Raw genomic sequence first — 24,449 nt, 5'->3', positions numbered from 1 at the left:
GGTCTTACCTCTCAGCTCGTCGCACGACGGTGCCCGGCGTGGCGCCGGTGTGTTCTTCCCCCGTGACGACCGTCGTCCCGGCGACGAGTACCAGATCGACGCCACCGGGGAAACGGTGCGGCCGGGTGAAGGTAGCGCGGTCGGCAAGGCGTTCCATGTCCAGTACCACCAGATCGGCACGTCGTCCTGGCGCGACGACACCGCGGTCGGTGAGTCCTACCTGTTCCGCCGGTTGCCGCGTGCACTTGTGGACGATCGCCGCCAGATTCGCACCGAACTTGGCCACAGCTCGTGGAAATGTCCCGAACGAACGCGGGTGCGGGAAGCCGTGCCCGGTCGGGCCGTCCGGGTCGAGCGCGAGCCCGTCGGACGCGACGACCGTCGCCGGGTGGCCGAGCACCGTGCGGAGATCGGTCTCGCTGCGGCCGCCGGCGGTCATGATCACGGCGTGGCCGTACGCCGCGATGAGGTCCATGGCCACCGCGCTCGCGGAACGGGATTCGCCGGCGAGTGAGGCGATAGTGCGGCCCAGCACGGCGTCGGTCGCGCCACCCGCGACGGTGATCTCGGTCCACGGCACGGGGTTGCCGCGCCACGCCACCTCGACCCGTTCTCGCACCACGGGATCGGCGAGGTCGTCCACCGTGACCTGGTCCGGCAGCAGCTGCGACAGCGGCGCGTTGCCCGCGAGGTAGGGGTAGGCGTCGAACCCGATCAGCGGCCCCGCCATCGCCAGCACGTCCCGCACCCGGCCCCAGTTGCGCTTGCCCACCGCGGCAAGGTGCGAGATCTGCGTGCGGGCGCCGGTCAGCTGGGCGATGCGCACCGCCTCGGTCGCGGACGGCACGAGGTCGTCGCCGTAGTCCCGCAGGTGCCACGCGAACACCGCGTCGTGGTCGGCGACCACCTCGGCCAGCGCCCGCAGTTCGGCGGTGCGCGCTGCCCGCAGCGGCGGGTAGACCAGCCCCGTCGACAGCCCCAGCGCGCCGTCCGCGAGCGCGTTCGTGAGCAGCGCGCACATGTCGTCGATCTCGGCGGTGGTCGCGGGCCGGTCGGCGAGGCCCATGACCGCTGCGCGGAGCGGGATGTGGCCTGCGAGGGTCGCGACGTGGACGGACGTGCCCGCGACCGCGTCGAGGTACTCGCCGACCGTGCGCCACGCGATCTCGACGGCCGGGTCGAGGTCGAGGTAGGCGACCGCCGACCGCAGGCCCGCCACGTCGGTGCCAACGGGTGCCACGCCGAGCCCGCAGTTGCCGACGACCTCGGTCGTCACGCCCTGCCGGACCTTGCTGTGCGCCTTCGGGTTCGACAGCAGCGCCAGGTCGGAGTGGGTGTGGATGTCGACGAAACCCGGGCACACCACGCGCCCGGACACGTCGATCGTCCGCGCGCCGGACACCGTCGCGCCCGGCGCGAGCACCCCGGCGATCCACTCGCCGCGCACGAGCACGTCGGCCGCTCTCGGCGCCGCGCCAGTGCCGTCGACGAGCGTGCCGCCGGCGAGCAGGAGGTCACTCGACGTCATCGGTTCGCTCCGCGAGCTCCGCTCACGACGCCACCATGCGGTTGGTGAGCGTGCCCAGGTCGCCGATGGTCACCGACATCCGGTCACCGGCCTTGAGGTACTGGCCGGTGGCGGCACCGACGCCGGACGGGGTGCCGGTCATGATCACGTCGCCCGGCTCGAGCGTCATCAGCGTCGACGCGAACGACACCAGCTCGGCGACCGAGAAGATCATGTCCTTGGTGGACCCGTCCTGGCGGCGCTCGCCGTTCACGTCGAGCGTGATGTGCAGGGCCTGCGGGTCGGGCACCTCGTCGGCCGTCACGAGCCACGGGCCCATGGGCGCGAACCCGTCGAGCAACTTGCCGGCCAGCCAGTCGAAGAACCACACGTGCGAGTCACCGGTGTCGCGTTCGTAGCCGAAGTCCATCGACCGCGCGGACACGTCGTTCGACGTGACGTAACCGCCGACGATGTCGAGCGCCTTCGCGATCGGCACGTTCCGCGCGGTCGTGCCGATCACCACGGCCAGTTCGGCCTCCCAGTCGACCTCCCTGCTGACCGACGGCATCGGGATGTCCGCGCCGGGGCCGACGATGCCGGTGGGCGGCTTGAGGAACAGGCGCGGCGACAGGCGGGACTTGTCGAGCGGTTCGCCGCCCGCCTCGGTCACGTGGTCCTGGTAGTTCGCGGCGGCCGCCAGGAGCTTGCCGGGCCGCAGCAGTGGCGCCAGCAGCTCGACGTCCGCGAGCGGGAACGCGGGCCCGGCCGCGGTCGCCGCCCCGCCGAGCGACGCGGTCACGTCGCCGTCGCCGAGGGGCTGCACGATCGTGCCGTTCTCGATGAGCCTGCCGTGGCGGACGTGTCCGTCGTGCCGGAACGTCACGAGCTTCATGCGGTTCCTCCGTCGGTGGCGACCGGTACGCCTTCGGTCAGTGAACGCCGGGCCGCGTCGAGCACGGCCGCGGTCCGCAGTGCGTCGTCGAGGGTGGGGCCTGCCGGTTTCGCGCCGGTGACGACCGCGTGCAGGTCGTCGAGCAGGCCGGTGAGCGTGTCGACGGGCAGCCACTGCCGGTCCAGGCCGCTCGCCGTCGACACGGTGACGGCGGGTTTGGTCGCGTCGAGCACCAGCACGCCGTGCGAGCCGCTGACCCGGTAGCGGTGGTGGGCGAGCCTGCCCTCCGGCACGCCGGCCCTCGGCGCGGTGCGGCCGACGACGATCGTGCTGGTCATGCCGTGCTCGTGGCCGAGCGCCAGCACGGTCAGCGGGCCCGCCGCGGTGGCGTGGACGCGCAGGACGGGCAGGTTGGTCAGCGCCGCCACCACGTCGACCGGGTAGCCGCCGAAGTTCAGCAGCTCGTCCTGGCACGGGTGGCCACCCGCGACCACGAAGTCGACCTGCACGTTCCACGGCAGCCCGACCGTGCCACCGCGCAGCGCGGCCACCCCGGCCGTGACCATCGGGTGGTACCGGTGGTGCTGCGCCACGACGATGCCGGTGCCCTCCGCCGCCGCGACCACCTGCTCGGCCTCGGCGCGCGTGGGGGTGAACGGCTTGTCGGCGAGCACGTGCCTGCCCGCGCGGACGGCCGTGAGGAGCGCGTCGGTCCTGGTCTGGGCGGGGGCGGCGACGCTCACCACTGGCGCGTCCACTGTGGACAACGCGGTGGCGAGGTCGGCGTGGTACGGGACGCCAGCACTCTCGGCGGCCGCCAGCGCACGGGGTTCGTCGGCCGGGTGCGTGGCCGCGACCCCGGCGATGCGGAACGCCGGGTGCGCGGTGAAGGCGGGCAGGTACATGGCGGTCTGGTGGTCCTGGTCGCCGAGCCCGCCGAACCCGGCCAGGAGCACGTTGATCATGACGTCAACTCCACGGGCTGCCCAGAAGCCATCGACTGCTCCGCCGCCTCGGCCATCGCCACCGCGGCCAGGCCCTCGGCGCCACCCGCGACCGGCGTGCCGTCGAGCCACGCGTCGAGCTGGCGGGTGAACGCCGACCCGCTGACCGGCGGCAGCGCGGTGACGCCCTGCTCGCCGAACACCAGGCTCGGCTCGGCGTCCCACGGCAGCGCGACCGTGCCCTCGGTGCCGATCACCAGCACGTCGCGGTGACCGGTCGTGCTCGGCCGGTGCGCGCGGCTCATCTCGCAGACCGCGACCCGGTCGCCCGGGAACCGCAGCACCATCTCCAGGTAGTCGTAGATCGGCAGCTCGGTGGCGGTCTGGCGGCGGCCGCGCGCGTACACGCTGTCCGGGGTCGCGCCCATCCACCAGGTGACCAGGTCGAGCAGGTGCACGCCGTTGTGCAGCTGGTGGCCGCCGGAGCGGGCCGGGTCGAGCACCCACGCGTTCCAGTCGCCCCAGATCCAGCCGCCGAGCAGCGTCGCCCTGATCACCTGCGGCTCGCCGACCTGACCGGAGTCCAGCGCGGCCTTCACGGCCATCGAGTAGTCGTAGACGCGGTGTGTGTGCGCGGTGGCGAGCACGAGCCCGCGCTCGCGGAACGCGTCGACCACCGCCGTGGCCTCCGCGGTGGAGGTCGCGAGGGGCTTCTCGATCATCAGGTGCTTGCCGGCCGCCGCGACCGCCATCGCGATCGCGCCGTGGCTGCCGTTGGGGGTGCAGACGATCGCGCCGTCGACGCCGGGCCACGCCAGCGCCTCGGCCAGGTCGGTGGTCGCCCGCACGCCACCGTTGGCGAGCGACGCGGCCGCCGCGCGGGCAGGATCGGTGTCGACCAGGCCGACCAGCCGCGCCCGGGTGGAGGACCGCAGTGCCGCGATGTGCAGCCCCGCGATCATGCCGGTGCCGACGATGACGACCCCGAACGCATTCGCGTCTGTGTTCGGTGTTCGTTCCGCGAGCTCCGCGTCTGTGCTCGATGTTCGCTCCGCAAGCTCTGCGAAACAGCGTTCCATGTTGGGGGACTCTAAGGGAGTCGTTGGTACGGTGCAATGGTTGCACTCCCTTGTCTGGAAGGGCATTTCATGTCTCGTTCGCAAGCGTGGTACGCCGGGGACGACCGCAACGCCTACATCCACCGTGCGTGGATGCGGCGGGGTCTGCCGAGGGACGCCTTCGACGGGCGGCCGCACATCGCGATCGCCAACACCGCGTCGGACCTCACGCCGTGCAACGCCCACCTGACCGAGGTCGCGAAGTCGGTGGCCGACGGCATCTGGGCGGCCGGTGGCGTGCCGCTGCACCTGCCGGTGGTGTCGCTGGGCGAGACGCTGATGCGCCCGACCGCCATGCTGTTCCGCAACCTCGCGGCGATGGCGACCGAGGAGATGCTGCGCGCCAACCCGATCGACGGGGTGGTGCTGCTCGGCGGCTGTGACAAGACGATCCCCGCGCTGCTGATGGCGGCGTGCTCGGTCGACCTGCCCGCGCTGGTGGTGCCCGGCGGGCCGATGCTGACCGGGCACTTCCGCGGTGTGCCGCTCGGCTGCGGCACCGACGTGTGGCGACTGTCCGAAGAGGTCCGCGCAGGCACGCTGTCGCGAGAGGACTTCATGCGCTCCGAGTCGTCGATGATCCGCAGCCGCGGCCACTGCAACACGATGGGCACCGCGTCGACCATGGCGTGCGTGACCGAGGCGCTGGGCATGACGATCCCGGGCCTCGCAGGCACACCCGCGCCGGACAGCGGGCTGCTGGAGATGGCGCACCAGTCGGGCAGGCTGTCGGTGTCGATGGTGGCGGACGACCGCAAGCCCAGCACCGTGCTCACGCGCGAGTCGTTCCTGAACGCGATCGTGGCGCTGGCGGCGATCGGCGGGTCGACGAACGCGGTCGTGCACCTGCTCGCGATCGCCGGGCGGCTGGGGGTGCCGCTCGAACTGGAGGACTTCGACAAGGTGGGTTCCGGGGTGCCGCTGCTGGTCGACCTGCAGCCCGCGGGCAAGCACCTGATGGACGACCTGCACCGCGCAGGCGGGCTGCTCGCCGTGCTCCGCGAGGTGGCGGACCTGCTGTCACCGGAGCCGATCACGGTCACCGGCGAACCGCTGGTGTCGTACCTGGACGCGGCGAAGATCTGGGACGAGTCGGTGATCCACCCGAGGTCGGCGCCACTGCAGGACTCGGCGGGCATCGCCGTGCTGCGCGGCAACCTCGCCCCGTCCGGCGCGGTGATCAAACCGGCGGCGGCCACGCCGGAACTGCTCACCCACCGCGGCCCGGCGGTCGTGTTCGACTCCATCGAGGACCTCAACGCCCGCATCGACACGGTCGACGACGAGAACGCGGTCCTGGTGCTGCGCGGGTGCGGCCCGAAGGGCTACCCGGGGATGCCGGAGGTGGGCAACTTCCCGCTGCCCGCGCCGCTGCTGGCGAAGGGCGTGCGGGACATGGTGCGGATCAGCGACGCGCGGATGAGCGGCACGGCGTACGGCACGGTCGTGCTGCACGTGGCCCCGGAGGCGGCGGCGGGTGGCCCGCTGGGCCGGGTGCGGACCGGCGACATCGTGGTGCTGGACGTGCCGAACCGGCGGCTGGAGGTGGCGGCGGACCTGTCGGCGCGCCCGGTGTCGGAGGAGGCGTCGGCGGCGTTCGCGGCACCGGAGCGGGGCTGGCAGCGGCTGTACGTCGACCACGTGCTGCAGGCCGACCGCGGCGTGGACCTGGACTTCCTGACCGGCGGCGGACAAGCCACGCCCACGAGGGAGTCGCACTGAGTTATCGTGTTCGTCGGACCTTGGGGGTTTGATGCGTCGGTCATTGTCCTGCGCCGCTGTCCTGTCCGTGTTCGGTGCGCTGGTGGCCCCCGCCGCCGCGGTGGTTGCGGTGTGCACACCGGCCGCGCTGCCCGGCATCCCTGGCGTGACGCTGTACGAGGTGACGGGCACCGACTACGCGGGGACCTACGTCGCCCGTGGCGCCGACGCCGACGGCCAGGCCGGGGTGATCTGGCAGGACGGTGAGCCGGCGATCCTGCCGAACGACTTCGTGCCGTACGACATGAACCGCTCGGGGGTCATGTCCGGCAACGTGCCGGTGGCCGACCTCATCTCGGACTACCAGCGTGCGGCACTCATGACGGCCGACGGCACGATCACGTACCTGAGCACGGCGTACTCGGTGGCGGCGGCGGGACTGAACGAGAACGGTGACAGCGTCGGCTGGCTGCACCCCGAGCACCCGGTGATCCACTTCGCGGCGGTGTGGCCTGCGGGCTCGACGTCGTTCGAGGTCCTGGACCCGTACTGGTACATCCCGCTCGACGTCGACGACCAGGGGTACGCCATCGGCGAGCCGCAGGACCCCGCGCAGCCGCAGCGGATCTGGCGCCTGGACGGCACGGTCGTGTGGAACTACGGCCCGTACCCGCCCAGCGGCTCGTCGATCGACCTGGCGGACATCGACGACGGCACGGTGGCCGCCAAGCGCACCCGCCCGGACGGCCGCTTCGAGGTGGTGCTGATCGACGCCGCCACCGGTGCGGTGACCGCGCTGCCGGGCTCGGCGTCGGGGACCCCGCTGGAGATCGAGAACGGCGTGGTCGTGGGCAAGGGGCCGCAGGGCGCGACGATGTGGCGCTCGACCGGCGCGACGGTCCTGCCCGCGCCCGCCGGGCTGACGACCCGCGAGGCGACCGCGGTGAACGGCGACGGCACCGAGGTCGCGGGCATCAGCACCACGGCGAGCGGTGATGCCGTGGCCACCGTGTGGCGCTGCGTCTAGTGCTGTGTCCACTTGCGTTGGCCGGGGTGGGTTCGTGGTTTGTCCTTGCCGGACGGGGTTTTGCCTCCGGCGGCTCCTCGCCGGAGGGGCAGGTCTCCGGGATGGCAGGCAGCCTCGGGTGTGGTGTGGGGCTCGCGCCCCTTCGCGCCTGCGCCCCTTCGCGCCTGCGCGCCTTCACGGTGTCCGTTGTGCTGTGAAAGGCGCGTTCGCGGCGTTGGCCATGCTGTGAAAGGCGCTTTCAGGGCACTCAACGTCCTCAACGCGCCTTTCACGGCACCGGCGATGTCCTGAACGCGCCTTTCGCGGCACACCAGCCCACCCGGTACGACGATCACCGTCGGCTTGGCCGGACCTGCCGGAGGACCCGGCAAACGCTGGTGGACACAGCACTAGCCAGGAAGCACCACCTGTCGTAGCGCGGTCGCGTCGGCCAGGTCGTCCATGGCCTCGTTCAGGTCGGCCAGGCCGATGCGGGCGCTGATCAGCCGCTCGACCGGCAGCCGTCCCGCCTGCCACAGCTCCACGAACCGGGGTACGTCCCGCGCGGGCACCGAGGAACCCATGTAGCTCCCGATCACGCTCCGCCCGTTCGCGACCAGGTCCAGCGGCGACACCGGCACCCGCACGTCCGGATGCGTCAGCCCCGCGATCACCGTCCGGCCGCCCGGACCCGTGACCGCGAGCGCCGTCGACACCGCCGCACCCGCGCCGGCGGCCTCCACCGCGACGTCCACCGCCAGCCCCGCCGCCTGCTCGGGTGACATCGTCCGGGTCGCGCCGAGCGCGGCCGCCGTCGCGCGTTTCGCCGCCACCGGGTCGATCGCGACGATCTCGCCGGCGCCCAGTGCGGCGGCCGTCAGCACCGCGGCCAGGCCGACCCCGCCCAGGCCGACCACCGCCACCGACTCCCCGGCCCGCAACGACGCCGCGTTCAGCAGTGCCCCGCCGCCGGTCAGCACCGCGCACCCGAGCAGCGCCGCGACCTCCGCGGGCACCGAGTCCGGCACCCGGACCAGCGACCGCCGGTCCACCACCGCGTGCGTCGCGAACGCCGACACACCCAGGTGGTGGTGCACCGGCGCCCCGGCCACGGACAACCGGCGCTCGCCGCCGAACAACGTGCCCGCCGCGTTGGCCTGCGAGCCCGGTGCGCACGGGAACCGCCCCGCCGACGCGCACCCGGCACACGAACCGCATCTCGGCAGGTACGACAGCACCACCCGGTCACCCACGTCGAACCCGGCACCCGGCGTCACCACCCGGCCCGCCGCCTCGTGACCGAGCAGCATCGGCACCGGCCGGGGCCGGTTGCCGTCGATCACCGACAGGTCGGAGTGGCAGACCCCGGCCGCCTCGATCTCGACCAGCACCTCGTCCTCGCCGGGCGGCGCCAGCGTCACGTCCTCGATGGACAACGGCCGTGTCGACCGGTACGGCCTGCTCGCGCCGGCAGTCCGCAGCACCGCGCCCTTGATCAGCACGGGTACTCCGCCCGCAGGCCGACCCGCGAGTACTCGACGTGCCGCGTCACCGGGTCAACGGCGAGCGCGTGGTCGGTGACGGGCAGGTGGGGGTGCGTCTCGTTGTAGTACCGGCAGAACGCCTCGGCGAAGTTCACTCCCGCCGCGCGCCCGCACTCGCCGTTCCACGACTCGATCAGCTTCCGCGCGAACAACCCGTCGTACGCCTGGCTCACGAACTGGTCCATGGCGGCCACCTTGCGGCCCACGACCGGTGTGATGTCCACATAGGTGTCGTTGCGGATGCCGTGCAGCGACAGCACCTCGGTCACCGTCACCGGCAGGCCTGCGAAGAAGATCTGCTTGACCCAGAACTCGTCGCGGCCGTCGAGGTTGCGCAGGTAGGTCGCCGCGCGGTTGACGCCGTTCAGCGCCATCACGCTCGCCGTGGTGTGCGAGTCCGGCACCACCGGGTTCTTCGGGTAGTCCATGATCACCACGTCCGGCGCGAAGTCCGCGACGTGCGCGGCGATCTGGTCCACGATGTCCTCGTCGACCGTGCACCGGGCGTCGTCGTGGTCGAGGGTGATCACCCGGCCGATGCCGACGATCTCCGCCGCACGTGCCAGCTCCGCCTTCTTGTTCGCGACGACCTCGGCGAGTCCCGCCGACGTGACCGCCTGGTCCGGTTCGTCCTTGCGCCACTCCTCGACCCAGGAGTTCGCGTGGATCCGGCCGCCGTGCGTGAGGATCAGCGCGACGATCTCGTCGCCCCGGTCCGCGTGCCGGGCGAGCGTGCCGCCGCAGTTGGTGATCGTGTCCGCCGGGTGGGCGAAGATGGTCATGATCTTCACGGGAGCGTCCTCAGCACCTCGCGCGCCGCGTCGAGGGTGCGGTCCACGTCCTCCTCGGTGTGCGCGAACGAGATGTGGTTGCGCTTCAACGACATCGGCAACATCAGGAACCCCCGGTCGGTCATGCGGCGGTGGAACTCGCGGTACCGGACGTCGTCGTTGCGCATCAGGTCGCGGTAACCGTTGATCTCACCCTCGAGGAAGTACAGGCAGAACACCGAGCCGTAGCCGCGGACCTGCGCGGGCACACCGAGCTCGTCGACGATCCCCGTCAGGCCGTCCCGCATCCGCTGTCCCAGTGCGGCGGTGTGTGCGAACACCTCCGCGTCACGCAGTTTCGTGATCGTCGCGACCGCCGCCGCGCAACCTGTCGGGTGACCGGTGAACGTGCCTGCCAGCAGCACCGAACCGCCCGCCGAGTTGAAGTGCCGCAGGTGCTCCGCCTTGCCCGCGAGCCCGGCGATCGGGTGGCCGTTGCCCATGGCCTTGCCGAAGCTCGTCAGGTCCGGGGTGACGCCGGAGATCTCCTGCCAGCCACCGAGTGCGTGCCGGAAACCGGTGATCACCTCGTCGAAGATCAGCAGGCTGCCCTGCGCCTCGGTGAGCTTCCGCAGCCCCTCGAGGTGGCCGGGGTTGGGCAGCAGCGCGCCGACGTTGTGGGGGATCGGCTCGACGATCACCGCCGCGATCCGGTCCTGGTGGCGGGTGTACAGCTCCTCGAGCGAGGTCAGGTCGTTGAACTCGGCGATCAGCGTCGAGGAGAGGTTCTCCGGCAGGATGCCCGCGCTCATCGGGTCCATGCCGTACGCCAGCTCCGGCGGGGAGATCACGTTGCGCGCCACGGCGTCGTGCCAGCCGTGGTAGCCGCCCTGCACCTTGACGATCAGGTCCCGGCCGGTGACCGCGCGGGACAGCCGCACCGCGTGGAACGTGGCCTCGCTGCCGCTGGTGCAGCAGATCATCTGGTCCGCCGACGGGATGGCCGCGCACACGAGCTCGGCCAGCTCGACCTCGGGCCGGGTGATGCCGATGCCCACCAGGTCGACGGGGTTCAGCGCCCCGGCGACCGCCCGGTCCACGTCCGGGTCGTTGTGGCCGAGCACGATCGCGCCGAACGCGGCGTGGTAGTCGACGTACCGGTTGCCGTCGAAGTCCCACACGTACGCGCCCGACGAGCGCGCGAACCCGTACGGCTCGCCGAGGTACCGGCTGAACGAGTTGAGCCCGCCCGGGATGACCTGCTCGGCCCGGCGGGCCCAATCGGCGCCGGCCGGAAACGACGACTCGGCCATATCACTCCTGTTGGTAGCGGGGACCCGGATGCCGATCGTGCTACATGTGGAATCTCGTTTCAAGTGCCTCTCCGCCATTGACATGGAACGGGGTTCCAATTACCTCCTTGAAGGAGGGTGGGGGCGAAGGAGGCAGAGGTGGACAGAAGGAGCACCCGGCGCAGAGGCGTGCCCGCGTGCGTGATCCTGCTGGTGACGGCGCTTGGCCTGACTGGCGGCGCGGCCGCTGACCCGGCGCCGAACCCGCAGGACGTGCTGCGCGGCAGCGTCGTCTGGAACGGCGACTTCGACGTCGCCGACCAGGCCGGGCACCCGCACGGCTGGTCGGTCGAGGGCGACGAGTCCGGCGCGAACGTGGTCAACCTGTCGGCGTACCGGACCTCGGGGCTGACATCACTGGAGATCGACGACAAGGCGGGGACGAACGTCTACGTCCGCAGCGAGAAGGTCCCCGCGCTCGCCGGTGTCGAGTACACGGCGACCGCGAAGGTCAAGGGCCGCAGCGGCACGCCCGCGTCGCTGTACCTGGAGTTCTGGGGCATCGAACGGGACGCGCCACGCCTGCTCGCGGTGCAGACCGCCCCCGCGTTCTCGACCGGCTGGCAGGACGCGCGGGTGTCGGCGGTCGCGCCGGCGGGCACGGTCCAGGTGACGATGCTCGTCTACGGCACCCTGGCCGCCGCCGGAGTGTCCTACTGGGACGAGGCGCGGCTCACCGCGGCACCCGCGCCGTACGACCCGGTGGTGGCGGACGGCCGGGAGCTGTTCGTCGACAGCTACCGCATCGCCGAGCTGTCCGATGTGGACCGCGTGACGCATCCGGGGGTCAAGGACGAGCGGCCGCTGATCGTCGCCGACAGGCCGTGGGAGAAGACCGTCTACTACTCGGCACTGGTACGGAAAGGGCCGCAGCAATACCAGCTGTTCTACACCTGCTACAACGATGTCGCGCCCAACTACCACACGTGTCTCGCCGAGAGCACCGACTTCGTCCACTGGACCAAACCGAACGTCGGACTGGTCGAGTTCCAGGGCTCGACGGCCAACAACATCGTGTTCGCGGGCGGCTCGTCCGTCGCCTACGACCCGGACGGCCCCGCCGACCGCAGGTACCTGATGCTCGCGTTCAAGCCGGGCAGCTCCCCACCCGTGTACGTGGGCTACTTCTCACCGGACGGCAAACGGTGGACACCCGCGGCCGGTGGCGGCGCGCTGCTGCCGGGCGGTGACGTCGTCAACGTCTCCTTCGACGACCGCACGAAGAAGTTCGTCGCCACCTTCAAGGACCGGCTGTTCACCGCGCGCACCCCGGGCACCTACGACCGGTCCGCGTTCGTGTCCGTCAGCGCCGACGGTCTCACGTGGACACCGCGCGTGCTCGCGGTCAGCGGTGACGTCGCCGACGACGGCTGGGCCGCGACCTACGGCGGGGTCGAGGGCCAGGTCTACGGCATGCCGGTCACCCGGTACGAGAACCAGTACCTCGGCATCCCCTGGATGTTCCTGCTGACCGACTTCGCGAAGGGCCAGTACCGGACCGCCGCCGACGGGCCGGTCATCCCGTCGCTCGTCGCGTCCCGCGACCTGCTGCACTGGGACCGGTCCACGCGTGGCGCGCTGATCGAACCCGGCACACCGGGCGCGTGGAACGATGGTGCCATCTACACCGGCAACCACTTCGACGTCACCGGCGAGCAGGCCGCGTTGCTGTACGGCGGGTTCAACACCTGGCACGGCGGCGCCATCGCGGGTGGCCCGTCACGGGAGGTCCAGCACGCGTCGATCGGCCGGGCCGTGTGGCGCCGCGACGGGTTCGTCTCGCTGTCCAACGGCGCGCTGCCCGGGCTCGGCGACCCGGGCACCGTCACCACGAAACCGTTGGACCGCAACGCGGACACGTTGTACGTCAACGCCGACGTGCGTGGCTCGCTCGCCGTCGAGGTGCTGGACGCGGCCACCGGCGCGCCGATCCCGGGCTTCACCGAGGCGGACGCGGTGGTGGTCAGCGGTGACCAGCTCGCGGCGAAGGTCACGTGGCGCGGCGGCGCGTCGCTCGCCTCCCTCGGCGACCGCCAGGTCCGGCTCCGGTTCCACCTGGCGGGTGGGGACCTGTACTCCTTCTGGTTCAGTTCCGCCGGACGGTGAACTCGACCGTGCCCCGGCTGCGGAGCACGGTGACCCCGTTGCGGGCCACCGTCTCCGCGCCGGGGCACGTCACGTCGCCGTCGACGGCGACCACCGCGTCACCGGACGGGGCGCGGAAGGTCACCGTCCCGTTCTCGGCGGCGATGATCTCGGCCGTCGCGTACGCGATGCGCAGGCCGCCGGCCGTCACGCCGAGCGGCAGCATCAGCGCCCGGCGCCCGGGCAGTTGCAGCGGCTCGCCGCCGAACAGCGGCAGCCCGGCCTCGGTGACCGTGAACCGCTGGTCGTACCCGGACACGTTGAGCGCGTGCAGGATCCTGGCGCCCTGGTCGTCCGCGGTGGTCAGCAGGATGACGCCGGGCACCGCCGCGTTGTGCCGCAGCCCGGGCTCCGCGCCCAGCGCGGAGAACGCCGTCCGCCACAGGCCGAGGTCGCACTCGTAGTCGGTGGACAGCACGACCGCGCGGCCCGCCCCCATGGGCACGTCGAACCCGCAGCCGTGGCCCGTCGACAGCTCACGCAGCACGGTGTCGCCCGCGGCGGGCTCGTACAGCTCCGCCCAGCCGACCCGGGTCTCCGGCCGGGGCGACGCCCACCCGTGCGCGGTGACCGAGGCGAAGAAGGCGTGCGTGCCCTCGACCGTGCCGAGTGGACGCAGGCCGAGCGCGTCACGCAGCACCGTGCACGGTGCCCCTGCCATGTCGCGCGACGGCACCCGGCCTGCGAGCAGGAGCCTGCCGCCCGAGGTGAGGTACTCGGCCAGCGTCTGCTGTACCTCGGCGGGCAGGTGGGTCGTGCCGGCCATCGCGAGCACGGGGGTGGCGGCCGGGTCGAGTCCCTTCTGGACGTTCACCGCGCCGAAGCGGAACCCGCCGAGCAGCATGGCCCGCGCGAGGATCCCGCGCGGCCCGGCGCCACGGGTGCCGACCACGTCGTCCAGCACCGAGCGGACGGATGCGCTGCCCGGGTAGTGGTACTCGGTCAGGTAGTGGTCGGGCACGAAGCCGATCGCGACCTCGTCGTGCTCCTCCCACATGCCCGCCAGCACGGGCGCGACCGCGCGTGCCGCCCGCAGCACCCGTTTCGTCGGCCCGTACACCGGGTTGAGCTGCCCCTCCGGGCCCACCGGCGCGGCGAACCCGTGCCGCTCACCGGTGAACGCGATCCGGTCGTTGCCGTCGCCGACGGGTTCGTCCAGCGGTGGGTTCACCCCGCCGGTGAACAGGTAGTAGTTGAGCAGCTTGTTGCCCTGCGCCAGGCACATCCGCGTCTTGAGGTCGACCGCGGACGGGTCGTACTGGCGGGACAGGTCCGAACCGTAGTCGCCGGTGCCCGCCTCGAACTCCATCGACGTGAGTGGCTGGTCGCCGTCGTGCACGGCGTCGCAGAACGCGTTGACCAGGTACAGGTCGGCGGCGTTGGTGACGGTCAGCTCGCCGAGGTAGAGGTCCGTGCCGGAGAGCATGCCCGGCACGCCCGAGTAGCTGTCCATCAGCTGGCTGATGCCGATCGGGAACGTCTCGGCCTTGCCGCCGTCGGTGCCGTGGATGTTCACCACGAACGGCACGCCGGTGACGCCGGACTCCTCGGCGTAGGTGCGCAGCTCCTGGAAGTACCTGGCGAACCGGTCGCGCATGAACTCGCCGAGGTCACGCATCAGCCCCGCCGCGTGCTCCTCGTCCGGGGAGCGGAAGTCCATGATGAACGGGTACTCCCGGCCCTGTTTCGTGAGCCAGCCGCGGAAGTCGGAGAGCAGGTGGTCGGTCAGGTCGGGGGAGTTGGTGACCCACGCGAGCATGCCCACCTCGTTGTCGAGCTGCACCGCGATCACCGGGCCGCCGTTGCCGCGCAACCGTTCCGCGATCACCGGCATGACCGCCCGGTACCACTCGCGTGCGGCGGCGAGGAACGCGGGCGCGAGGTAGTCGACCGTCCTCGTCGGCGCCGGCCTGCCATCCCACCCCGTGGGCACGATCTCCGGGTGGTCGCGGTAGAGGCGGTAGGGCAGGCCCTCGTTCTTCATCTCCGCCATCACGAACGGGCCGGGCCGCGCGATCACGTGGAAACCGCATCCGTGGCACAGGTCCAGGAAGGCGCCGAGGTCGCGTTCGGGCCGGGTCCGGCCGGTGACGTCGACCGTGCCGTCCGGCAGCTCGTGCCACAGCCAGGGGATGTAGGTGGCGATCGTGTTCAGCCCCGCGGCCTTCGCCTTGTCGAGCCGGTCCTGCCAGTCCGCTCTGGCGAGCCGGAAGTAGTGCACCTCCCCGGACAGCAGGAGGACCTCCTGCTCGTCCACGAGGATTCGCTTGCCCTGGTAGTGCACGGTGTCGACCACGCTCTCGGCTCCCGATCGCTCGGCCCGCCTATTGCGGTAGGCGCTGATAGAGGGCTAACCTCCGGCGAATGGAAGCGCATACAGGATGCGCTTACATCGGCAACCGTACTGGTCGGGGCCGCTACGGACAAGGCACGCGCGGACACCGGTCGGGGGTGTCCGCACACACGCCGGTCAGGTTCTGCGCGGGAGGTGCAAGGTGGCACGTCGCTGGCGTCTTCTTGTGGTGGCGATGGCCGCCGCGGTGGGCATGGGAACGGTCTCTTGTTCGGCCGGTCCGACCGAGGCGGAGGGACTGACCGCGGACGGCCTGGTCCCGTTCATCAACATGGGTGACTACGCGCCGGGCGCGTCCCCGCAGCGGAACTTCAACCCGTTCTCGCCGAACAAGGCGGTCGTCGGGTTCACGTTCGAGACGCTGTACCAGGTGGACGGCTTCAACTGCGCGGAGACGCCGTGGCTCGCCACCGCCTACCAGTGGGAGGGCACGCAGAAGCTGACCTTCACGCTGCGCGATGGCGTGCGGTGGCACGACGGCAGGCCGTTCACCGCCGACGACGTCGTGTTCACCTACGAGATGATCAAGGCGAACCCGGCGCTGGACCTGATGGGCGTCGGCCCGATCCTGAAGTCGGTCACCGGCCAGGGCAGCACGGTCACCATGGAGTTCAACTCCCCGGCCGCGCTGCTGTTCTCCAAGATCGCCAAGGTCGAGATCGTGCCCAAGCACATCTGGGAGTCCGCGGGCGACCCGGTCCGGTTCACCAACAACGACGCGATCGGCACCGGCCCGTACCGCGTGAAGACGTTCAACGCCAGGCAGATGGTGCTCGAGCGCGACCCCGGCTACTGGCAGGCCGACAAGGTCAAGGTCAAGGAGCTGCGGTTCACGCACTCGCCGGAGGGCCAGGTCGACCAGCTGCGGCTGGAGCGCGGCGAGTACGACATGAACTCCATGTTCGTGCCGGACATCGAGAAGGTCTACGTCGCGAAGGACCCCGAGCACAACAAGTACTGGTTCGCGCCGGGTGGCGTGATCAGCCTGTACCCCAACCTCACGAAGGCGCCGTTCGACGACGTCGAGTTCCGCAGGGCGCTGACGTCGGCGTTCGACCGGCAGGGCATCGCGGACAAGGCGCAGTTCGGGTACGTGGAGACCGCGAGCCAGACCGGGCTGATCCTGCCCAACCAGGAGGAGTGGCTCGACAATGACTTCCCGGACGGCGGCAGGATCGCCTACGACGTCGACAAGGCCAGGAAGGCCCTCGACGACGCCGGGTACGAGGTGGACGGTGAGAACCGCAGGCTCGGCAAGGACGGCAAGCCGCTCTCGTTCGAGTTCAAGGTGCCGACCGGCTGGAACGACTGGATCCAGGCCGCGCAGATCGTCAAGGACGACTTCCGCGAGCTCGGCATCCAGGTCGACGTGGCCACCCCGCAGCAGGCCACGTACGAGGCCGACCGCGCGGTCGGCAACTACGACCTGCTGTTCGGCGTGTACGGCGGGGACTGCAACATCCACAAGGACTTCGCCGACCCGCTCGCGTCCGGGCAGTCGGCCGAGATCGGCAAGCCCGCGGTGTCGAACTTCTCGCGCTGGCGCGACGACACGACCGACCAGCTGCTGAACACGCTCGCGTCGGCCGGTGACGAGCAGGCGCAGAAGGACGCCGTGCGCGGGCTGCAGCAGGTGATGATGGACGAGGTGCCGAACATCCCGCTGTGGTACGGCGCGAAGTGGTTCCAGTACCGGACCAAGCGCGTCACCGGGTGGCCGAGCGCCGAGGACCCGTACGCGACCTCGACCGACGTGCTGCTGATCGTGACCCGGCTCCAGCCAGCGGGGTCATGAGGTACTTCCTCCGCCGCACCGCGTTCTTCGTCATCACCCTGTGGGCGGCGGTGACCCTCAACTTCGTCATCCCCCGGCTCCAGCCGGGGGACCCGGCGGAGGCGATCGTCGGGCAGCTCACCGGGCAGGGGCCGGTCGACCCGGACCAGATCCGCGCGGTGCGGCTGATGCTCGGCGTGCCGGACACCTCGTTGTTGTCGCAGTACTGGGACTACCTCGGCAGTCTCGTGCGCGGTGACTTCGGGATCAGCTACACGTACTTCCCGTACCCCGTCACGCACATGATCTCCGAGGCGCTGCCGTGGACGCTGGTGCTGGTCGGAGTCACCCAGGTCCTCGGGTTCCTCATCGGCACGGTGCTGGGCGCGTTCGCGGCGTGGCGGCGCAACTCGCGGTTCGACTCGTTCGTGACGCTCGGGTCGCAGTTCGTCGGCTCGCTGCCGTTCTTCTGGATCGCGCTGCTGTTGCTGTACCTGCTGGCGTTCCTCGCGGGGTGGTTCCCGGACTCGGGTGGCCACGCGGTGGACGTGACGCCGTCGTGGTCGTGGGCGTTCGCCGGAGACGCGATCTACCACGGCATCCTGCCCGCACTGTCCATTCTGGTCACCGCACCCGCGGGCTGGATCATCGGGATGCGCAACAACATGGTGCAGTCGCTCGGCGAGGACTACACGCGGCTCGCGCGGGCGAAGGGACTTTCGGTGCGGCGGGTCGCGCTCGCGTACGGCGCGCGGGTCGCGATCCTGCCGAACGTCACCGGGTTCGCGCTCGCGCTGGGCGGCATCCTCGGCGGCACCGTGCTCGTCGAGACGATCTTCGACTACCCGGGGCTGGGCAGGCTGCTGATGGAGGCGGTGGGCGCGCGGGACTACCCGTTGATGCAGGCGCTGTTCCTGTTCATCACGATCGGTGTGCTGCTGGCGAACCTCCTGGCGGACTTCCTGCTCGGTGTGCTGGACCCGCGCGTGCGGAAGGAGGCGGCGTGATGACAGTGGAACTGCTCACCAAGCCGTCGCGGGTGCCGCAGTGGTTGCGCATTCTGTGGGCGAACAAGAAGTCCCGCGTCGGTGTCGTGTTGCTGTCCGTGTTCGTGCTGACCGCGGTCTTCGCACCGGTGCTCGCGCCGTACGACCCGGAGTCGACGGACTTCGCGGCGGCGCTCCCGGCGAGCGGCGACCACTGGCTCGGCACCACGCAGCAGGGCCAGGACGTGTTCTCGCAGCTGATCCACGGCGCGCGCACGTCACTGCTGGTCGGTCTGGTGGCCGGGGTGTTCTCGACGATCATCGCGCTGTTGATCGGCATGACCGCGGGCTACCTGCGGGGCTGGGTCGACGAGTTCCTGTCCGGCCTGACGAACCTCGCGCTCGTGATCCCGGTGCTGCCGCTGATGATCACGCTGGCCGCCTACGCGCCGGTGCGCGGCGTGTGGCTGATCATCTTCGTGATCAGCGTGACCGGCTGGGCCTACGGCGCGAAGATCAAGCGCGCACAGATCATCACGTTGCGCACCAGGGACTACGTGACCGCGGCGAAGCTCGCGGGCGACGGCCCGATGCGGATCGTGTTCCGCGAGATCATGCCGAACATGACCTCGCTCGTGGTGGTCGGTTTCATGGGCGCGGCGACCGCCGCGATCGGCGCCGAGGCGGGGCTGGAGTTCCTCGGGCTCGGCGACCCGACCACGATCAGCTGGGGCACGATGCTGTACTGGGCCGACAACGGCGGTGCGCTGCTGACCGGCCAGTGGCCGTGGCTCATCGCGCCGGGTCTCGCGCTGACGATGCTCGTGACCGCCATGACCCTGATCAACTTCGGCGTGGACGCGCTGAGCAACCCGGCGCTGCGGGAGGAGTGAACGTGTCCCTGCTGGAGGTCGCGGACCTGTCGGTCGCGTACGCGACGAAGAACTCCCCGCCGACGCACGCGGTGCGGAACGTCAGCTTCTCCATGGCGGAAGGGGAGTGCGTCGGCCTGCTCGGCGAGTCGGGCTGCGGGAAGTCCACACTGGGCACCGCGCTGCTCCGGCTGCTCGACCGGCCGGCGCGCATCACGGGCGGCACGATCCGGTTCGACGGCACGGACATCACGGCGCTGGACGAGAACGCGCTGCGGCCGCTGCGGTGGCGTGCACTGTCCACTGTGTTCCAGTCGTCGATGAACTCGCTCAACCCGGTGCTGACGGTCGAGGCGCAGTTCCGCGACATGTTCCGCACGCACACCGACATGACGTCCGGGGAGATCCGGCGGCGCACCGCCGAGCTGCTCGAGATGGTGCTGATCGACCCGTCGTACATGCGGTTCCACCCGCACGAGCTGTCCGGCGGGATGAAGCAGCGGGTGGCGCTGGCCCTCGCGCTGGCGCTCCGCCCGAAGCTGGTGGTGCTCGACGAGCCGACGACCGGGCTGGACGTGGTGGTGCAGAAGTCCATCATGGACAGTGTCAGGACGCTGCAGCGCGAGCAGGGGTTCGCGGTGTTGCTGATCAGCCACGACCTTGGCACGGTCATGGAGATCGCGGACCGGGTCATGGTGATGTACGCCGGTTCCGTCGTGGAGTCGAGGCCCGCGGGTGAGATGCTGCACCCGTACTCGCGCGGGCTGCTGGGCAGCTACGCCGACCCACGCGCGGAAACCGTTGACGTCACCTACATCCCGGGCCGCCCACCGGATCTGTCGCGGTTCCAGGACGGGTGCCTGTTCGTGGACCGCTGCCCGGTGGCGCTGCCGAAGTGCGCCACGGAGAAGCCGCCATTGGCGCCGGTGGGCGACGGCCTGGTGGCGTGCCACGTGGCGCCGTCGACGAAGGCCGATTTCGCGGACTCGACGTTCGTGCGCTCGGTACGTGCGGTGGCCGAGGCCCCGCCGGTGCTCGAGGTGACGGGTGTGCACAAGACGTACACGCGGCGCCGGACGTCGGTGACCGCGGTGGACGACGTGTCGTTCGCGCTGCGGCGCGGCCGGGTCACCGCGCTGGTGGGCCAGAGCGGCAGCGGCAAGTCGACGATCGCCAAGTTGCTCACCGGCATCGAACGCCCGGACACCGGCACCGTCATGTTCGGCGACGTGCCGGTGCACCGCCTGCGGGGGCGGGCGATGCGGCGGTACCGCAAGGACGTGCAACTGGTGTTCCAGGACCCGTTCGCGGCACTGAACCCGGTCCGCACGGTGCGGCAGACACTGGTCCGCCCGCTGCGCAACCACCTTGGTCTGTCCGAAAAGGACGCACGGGCACGACTCGAATCCCTGGTGGACACGGTGGGGCTGGCACCGGCCTTCCTGGACCGCTACCCGCACCAACTGTCCGGCGGACAACGACAACGCGTGGTGGTGGCGCGGGCCCTGGCCCCGGAACCGTCGATCCTGATCGCCGACGAACCGATCTCCATGCTGGACGTGTCGATCCGCGCGGAGATCGTCGAGCTGCTGGACCGCCTGGTGCACCACCGCGACCTGGCGATGCTGTACATCACCCACGACCTGCTGTCGGCCAGGCTGCTGGCCGACGAGGTGCTGGTGCTGAACAAGGGCACGGTGGTCGAGGACGGCCCGACCATCGAGGTGATCCGCAACGCGCAGGCCCCGTACACGAAACTCCTGCTGGACGCCCTGCCGAACCCGCCGCGGTGACGTCGCGGCACATGGCAGGCTGCACACCATGACCACGCCGAAGCCACCGAAACCATCGAAACCGCTGTCCAAGGGCGGCAGGGTGGTCATCTGGACCCTGATCATGTTCATCGTCACGCTCGGCGTGTTCGGTGGCATCGCCGTGATCGCCGATGGAGTCGACGGCGGCGATGCCCTGGCCGACGGGCCGGTCGGCACCCTCACCCCCACCGACCGCGAGTGTGGCGACGTAAGCTGCTGGTGGATCGGCGAGTTCGTCAGCGAGGACGGCGCGATCACCCGGAGCGGTGTCGTGCTGCGCGACGCCGAGACGGTCCGCAGGGGCGACCCCATGCCGAGCGGGATCGACAACGTGCGCCTGCACGACGACCCCGAGCGCCCCACCGCCTACACCGACGACTACAACCCGGTCCCGGGGATCGTCATCGGCGGGTTCCTGCTGGTGTTCTGCCTGGTGACGGCGGTGTTGCTGGCACGGATGGTCCGGCGTCACAAGCGGGCAGGCCACGCGGCAGCGGCGTAGTCCGCGAAGGCGATCGGCTCCCGGCCGAGCACTCGCCGTACCCCGTCAGCGGGGGGCGCCAGGCGACCCGCCCGCATGGCGGCGAACATCGCGTCCAGCTCGTCCGTGAACTCCTCGGGTACGCCCTCGGCCAGCAACTCCGCCCGGTACTGCGCGGGTGTGAGCTCCTCGTACCGGATCTGCAGCCCGGCCGCCGCCGCGATGGTCGCGACCGCATCGGCGAAGGTCAGCCCACGCGGGCCGGACAGGTCGTACACCTGGCCGTGGTGCCCGTCGGTCGTCAGCGCTGCCGCGGCCACGTCGGCGACGTCCCGCACGTCGACGAACGGTTCCGGCACCGCACCCATCGGCAGCGCGAGCCTGCCCGCCATCAGCGGGGCGTGCCACAGGTCCTCGTCGAAGTTCTGGTTGAAGTTGTTCGGTCGCAGGATCGTCCACTCCACACCGGACTCCCGCACGGCCTGTTCCGCCGCGGCCATCCCGTGGAACGCGTCCGGCACCTGATCGATCCCGCGCGCCGACAACACGACGAACCGCCCGACCCCGGCCGCCGTCGCCTGCTTCACGAACGGCCCGGCCGCGGCCGGGTCGGCGGGCGCCACCACGTACACCGCCGTCGCGCCCGCCAGCGCGCCGGGCCACGTGTCCTGATCGGACCAGTCGAACCGCACCTCCGTCGACCGGGACACCGGCCGCACCGGGGTGCCCCGCAGCGCCTGTACCAGCCGTCGTCCCGTCTTGCCCGTGCCACCGAGAACCACTGTCGTCATGCACAGCAGTCAACCGCCGCCCCGACGGCCGCGACCATGGGCGGCCGTACCGGGGCCATGTCCGATCGTTCACGGCTATCTTGGGAGCCATGGACCCGTTCGACGACCTGCTGCGTGGAGTCCGCGCGACCGGTGTGGGCCTCGAGCGCATCGAACTGACCCCGCCCTGGGCGCTGCGGTTCGCCGACGGGCTGACGCTGTTCACACCACTGCGGGGCGAAGGGCGGATCGGCGGGACGACCGTGCGCGTCGGTGACACCGCCATCGTCCGCGGCGAGGCCACCGCCGAGGGCGACGTGCCCGCGGTCGTGGTCACCGGCACCTACGGCTCGGCCGCCAGGAGGCTGCTCAGCGTGCTGCCACCGGTGATCGTCGTGCCCGACCCCGTCGACGAGTGCGCATCGCTGCGGACCTTCCTCGACACGCAGGACCACGGCGCCCAGGTCGTGATGGACCGGCTCGTCGACTGGCTCGTGGTCTGCACCCTGCGCGAGTGGTTCGACCGGAGCGACGCCCCCGACTGGTTCCACGCGCTGGGCGACGACACGGTCGGCCCGGCGCTGCGCGCGATGCACGAGTCACCGGACCGGCCGTGGACGCTCGTCACCCTGGCCCGCGAGGCCGGGGTGTCCCGCACGACCCTCGCCACCCGGTTCACGAGGCTCGTCGGCACGCCGCCGCTGACCTACCTCACCGACTGGCGCATGACCCTGGCCGCCGACCTCCTGGCGGAGACCACCGCGACGGTCGCCGCGGTGGCCCGCCAGGTCGGTTACGCGGACGCGTTCGGCTTCAGCAGCGCGTTCAAACGGCACCACGGCATCAGCCCGACCACGTGCCGCAAGACCTGTCAGTCGGCGAACACCGCGTAGCTGAAGCCCGCCATCCGCAGCCGGCCGTCGTCCAGCGTGGTGTCGCGGCCGAGCACCTGGGTGCCCGGCACCGGGATGTCGGTCACGGCCGCCTCGAACGCCGGGTTGACCGCGACCGTGAACTTGCCGCCGCGGCGGTAGACGAACGGGTAGCCCGGGTTGATGATCTCCACGGCGCCGGACGGGCCGAACGCGGGATCCGACTTCCGCAGCGCGATCAGCTCGCGCACCAGGTTCAGCAGCGACTCCGGGTCCTGCTGCGCGTCGGCCACGTTCGGGCGGGTCGGCGACGGGTGCGGCGGCAGGTACGTCACCTCGGGGTCCGCCTTCTCCCACTGCATCGGCGTGCGCGAGCCAGCCCGGTTGTAGCCGGCCCGCATACCGCCGAGGACGCTGCCCTCCAGGTCCGGCAGCCCTGGCTGGTACTGCATGCCGATCTCGTCGCCGTAGTAGATCGCGGGCAGCGTGGGCCACGTCAGGATGAACACCATCGCCGCACGGGCGTGGTCCGCGGTGCGCGCGCCCGCGACCAGGCGCGGGAAGTCGTGGTTCGCCGACGGCAGGACGACGTACCCGTCGTCGCCGATCACACTCGTCGCCGTCGCCCACTCGGCGAGGAAGTCGTACACGCTGCCTTCGCCCGACGCGTCGAAGAAGCACGGCCTCGTCCGGTACGAGTGGTCGTGGACGGCGCCGTTGTGGAACAGCGACCGGTACGCCTGGCTGGTGCCGAAGTGCAGGAAGAAGTCCGCGTGGAACCCCGACGGCACCGATACCTGCGGCTGCGCCCACTCACTGAACAGCGCGGCCTCCGGGTGCGTGTGGTCGAGCCAGTCGCGCAGCTCCCGCCACAGCGCGGCCGTTTCCTTCTTGCCGGGGTCGTCCTTGACCAGCGACGACGCCATGTCCACCCGGAATCCCGCGACCCCGGTCCGCAGCCAGTAGTCCATGATGTCGCGCAGGGCCTGGCGGTTCTCCCTCGGTCCCGGGGCGTCGACCGGCTGCCGCCACGGCTCTGCCGGGTCCATCCGCCCGTACCCGAAGTTCAGGGCCGGCTGCACCGGGAAGAAGTTCGGCAGGTAGAACCCCTCGCGCCGGCCCGGCGACGGCTGGAAGCCCGGCGCCTGCCGGTCCGCCCAGACATAGCGGTCGTCCGACGGGTCGTCCGCCGACCGGACGAACCACTCGTGCTGATCGGACGTGTGCCCGGCCACCAGGTCCAGCAGCACCCGGATTCCCTTGCGGCCCGCGGAGTCCACGAGCTTCGCCAGGTCGTCGCGGCTGCCGTAGCGCGGGTCGATCGCGTAGTAGTCGGCCACGTCGTAGCCCGCGTCACGCATCGGGGAGGCGAAGCACGGGTTGAGCCAGACCGTGTTCACTCCCAGCCAGGCCAGATAGTCCAGTTTGGACTCGATGCCGTTCAGGTCACCGATGCCGTCGCCGTTGCTGTCGGCGTAGCTCTGCGGGTAGATCTGGTACAGCACGGCATCGGGCAACCAAGCCGGTACGGCCATGAACACTCCT

Annotated in this window: 19 protein-coding genes; 9 read left to right on the top strand and 10 right to left on the bottom strand. The window is 71.0% G+C overall.

Annotation, left to right across the window (positions count from 1 at the left end; genetic code table 11):
- Window positions 1–4 precede the first annotated feature (4 nt).
- From FHR82_RS30575 to FHR82_RS30560, 4 genes are read right to left on the bottom strand one after another with little or no spacing between them, the layout of a single operon-like run.
- Window positions 5–1,528: an N-acyl-D-amino-acid deacylase family protein gene (locus FHR82_RS30575; RefSeq protein WP_184814010.1), complete on the bottom strand. Its 1,524-nt coding sequence runs from the start codon at window positions 1,526–1,528 to the stop codon at window positions 5–7.
- Window positions 1,529–1,550: 22 nt separating this feature from the next.
- Complete coding sequence (locus tag FHR82_RS30570) at window positions 1,551–2,402, bottom strand: fumarylacetoacetate hydrolase family protein (protein ID WP_184814009.1); 852 nt, start codon at window positions 2,400–2,402, stop codon at window positions 1,551–1,553.
- Window positions 2,399–3,367, bottom strand: coding sequence for a Gfo/Idh/MocA family protein (locus tag FHR82_RS30565; RefSeq protein ID WP_184814008.1), 969 nt, complete (start codon window positions 3,365–3,367; stop codon window positions 2,399–2,401). The genes FHR82_RS30570 and FHR82_RS30565 overlap by 4 nt, the downstream gene beginning before the upstream one ends.
- A complete protein-coding gene (locus FHR82_RS30560; protein WP_225943926.1) occupies window positions 3,364–4,425 on the bottom strand; it encodes a Gfo/Idh/MocA family protein in 1,062 nt (353 codons plus the stop codon). Before FHR82_RS30560 ends, FHR82_RS30565 begins: the two co-directional genes overlap by 4 nt.
- 69 nt (window positions 4,426–4,494) lie before the next feature.
- Here FHR82_RS30560 and FHR82_RS30555 point away from each other — a divergent pair, with 69 nt between their 5' ends.
- Together FHR82_RS30555 and FHR82_RS30550 are read left to right on the top strand one after the other, a co-directional pair.
- The gene (locus FHR82_RS30555) at window positions 4,495–6,186 is read left to right on the top strand and encodes a dihydroxy-acid dehydratase (RefSeq protein WP_184814006.1); all 1,692 of its coding nucleotides are present in this window, start codon (window positions 4,495–4,497) and stop codon (window positions 6,184–6,186) included.
- Between the two features lie 31 nt (window positions 6,187–6,217).
- Window positions 6,218–7,192, top strand: coding sequence for a hypothetical protein (locus FHR82_RS30550; protein WP_184814005.1), 975 nt, complete (start codon window positions 6,218–6,220; stop codon window positions 7,190–7,192).
- 389 nt (window positions 7,193–7,581) lie between these two features.
- Here the strand turns inward: FHR82_RS30550 and FHR82_RS30545 are convergent, their stop codons facing one another.
- The 3 genes from FHR82_RS30545 to FHR82_RS30535 are packed head-to-tail and all read right to left on the bottom strand — an operon-like array spanning window position 7,582 to window position 10,798.
- Complete coding sequence (locus tag FHR82_RS30545) at window positions 7,582–8,673, bottom strand: zinc-binding dehydrogenase (RefSeq protein WP_184814004.1); 1,092 nt, start codon at window positions 8,671–8,673, stop codon at window positions 7,582–7,584.
- Window positions 8,667–9,497 (bottom strand): PIG-L deacetylase family protein, encoded by an 831-nt coding sequence (locus FHR82_RS30540; protein ID WP_225944694.1) that lies wholly within the window; start codon window positions 9,495–9,497, stop codon window positions 8,667–8,669. Before FHR82_RS30540 ends, FHR82_RS30545 begins: the two co-directional genes overlap by 7 nt.
- A 5-nt stretch (window positions 9,498–9,502) precedes the next feature.
- Entirely contained in the window at window positions 9,503–10,798 is a 1,296-nt protein-coding gene (locus FHR82_RS30535; protein WP_184814002.1) for an aspartate aminotransferase family protein, read from the bottom strand.
- Between the two features lie 138 nt (window positions 10,799–10,936).
- Here FHR82_RS30535 and FHR82_RS30530 point away from each other — a divergent pair, with 138 nt between their 5' ends.
- Window positions 10,937–12,943 carry a hypothetical protein gene (locus FHR82_RS30530; RefSeq protein WP_184814001.1) on the top strand — a complete coding sequence of 669 codons (2,007 nt, stop codon included), beginning with the start codon at window positions 10,937–10,939 and terminating at the stop codon, window positions 12,941–12,943.
- Here the strand turns inward: FHR82_RS30530 and FHR82_RS30525 are convergent.
- Window positions 12,924–15,278, bottom strand: a complete 2,355-nt coding sequence (locus FHR82_RS30525) for a beta-galactosidase (protein WP_221464431.1) — start codon at window positions 15,276–15,278, stop codon at window positions 12,924–12,926. The two genes, FHR82_RS30530 and FHR82_RS30525, sit on opposite strands and share 20 nt — an antisense overlap.
- Window positions 15,279–15,477: 199 nt before the next feature.
- Between FHR82_RS30525 and FHR82_RS30520 the strand changes: the two genes are divergently transcribed.
- From FHR82_RS30520 to FHR82_RS30500, 5 genes are read left to right on the top strand one after another with little or no spacing between them, the layout of a single operon-like run.
- Entirely contained in the window at window positions 15,478–17,130 is a 1,653-nt protein-coding gene (locus FHR82_RS30520; protein WP_184814000.1) for an ABC transporter substrate-binding protein, read from the top strand.
- Window positions 17,127–18,116 (top strand): ABC transporter permease, encoded by a 990-nt coding sequence (locus FHR82_RS30515; RefSeq protein WP_184813999.1) that lies wholly within the window; start codon window positions 17,127–17,129, stop codon window positions 18,114–18,116. Before FHR82_RS30520 ends, FHR82_RS30515 begins: the two co-directional genes overlap by 4 nt.
- On the top strand, window positions 18,116–18,988 hold the full coding sequence (locus tag FHR82_RS30510; protein ID WP_184814167.1) for an ABC transporter permease: 873 nt from the start codon (window positions 18,116–18,118) through the stop codon (window positions 18,986–18,988). The genes FHR82_RS30515 and FHR82_RS30510 overlap by 1 nt, the downstream gene beginning before the upstream one ends.
- Before the next feature lie 2 nt (window positions 18,989–18,990).
- The gene (locus FHR82_RS30505; protein WP_184813998.1) at window positions 18,991–20,760 is read left to right on the top strand and encodes an ABC transporter ATP-binding protein; all 1,770 of its coding nucleotides are present in this window, start codon (window positions 18,991–18,993) and stop codon (window positions 20,758–20,760) included.
- A gap of 28 nt (window positions 20,761–20,788) precedes the next feature.
- Window positions 20,789–21,283, top strand: a complete 495-nt coding sequence (locus tag FHR82_RS30500; protein WP_184813997.1) for a hypothetical protein — start codon at window positions 20,789–20,791, stop codon at window positions 21,281–21,283.
- Here the strand turns inward: FHR82_RS30500 and FHR82_RS30495 are convergent.
- Window positions 21,250–22,053 carry an NAD(P)H-binding protein gene (locus FHR82_RS30495; RefSeq protein WP_184813996.1) on the bottom strand — a complete coding sequence of 268 codons (804 nt, stop codon included), beginning with the start codon at window positions 22,051–22,053 and terminating at the stop codon, window positions 21,250–21,252. The two genes, FHR82_RS30500 and FHR82_RS30495, sit on opposite strands and share 34 nt — an antisense overlap.
- An 89-nt stretch (window positions 22,054–22,142) precedes the next feature.
- On the opposite strand from FHR82_RS30495, the gene FHR82_RS30490 reads away from it, so the two are divergent.
- Window positions 22,143–22,925 (top strand): AraC family transcriptional regulator, encoded by a 783-nt coding sequence (locus tag FHR82_RS30490; RefSeq protein WP_184813995.1) that lies wholly within the window; start codon window positions 22,143–22,145, stop codon window positions 22,923–22,925.
- Here the strand turns inward: FHR82_RS30490 and FHR82_RS30485 are convergent.
- The gene (locus tag FHR82_RS30485; protein WP_184813994.1) at window positions 22,904–24,439 is read right to left on the bottom strand and encodes an alpha-amylase family glycosyl hydrolase; all 1,536 of its coding nucleotides are present in this window, start codon (window positions 24,437–24,439) and stop codon (window positions 22,904–22,906) included. The two genes, FHR82_RS30490 and FHR82_RS30485, sit on opposite strands and share 22 nt — an antisense overlap.
- Window positions 24,440–24,449: the final 10 nt, after the last annotated feature.

Origin of the sequence: Actinophytocola algeriensis (assembly GCF_014203735.1) — a bacterium.
Taxonomy (GTDB): domain Bacteria; phylum Actinomycetota; class Actinomycetes; order Mycobacteriales; family Pseudonocardiaceae; genus Actinophytocola; species Actinophytocola algeriensis.
This window is presented reverse-complemented; position numbering and strand designations above follow the sequence as displayed.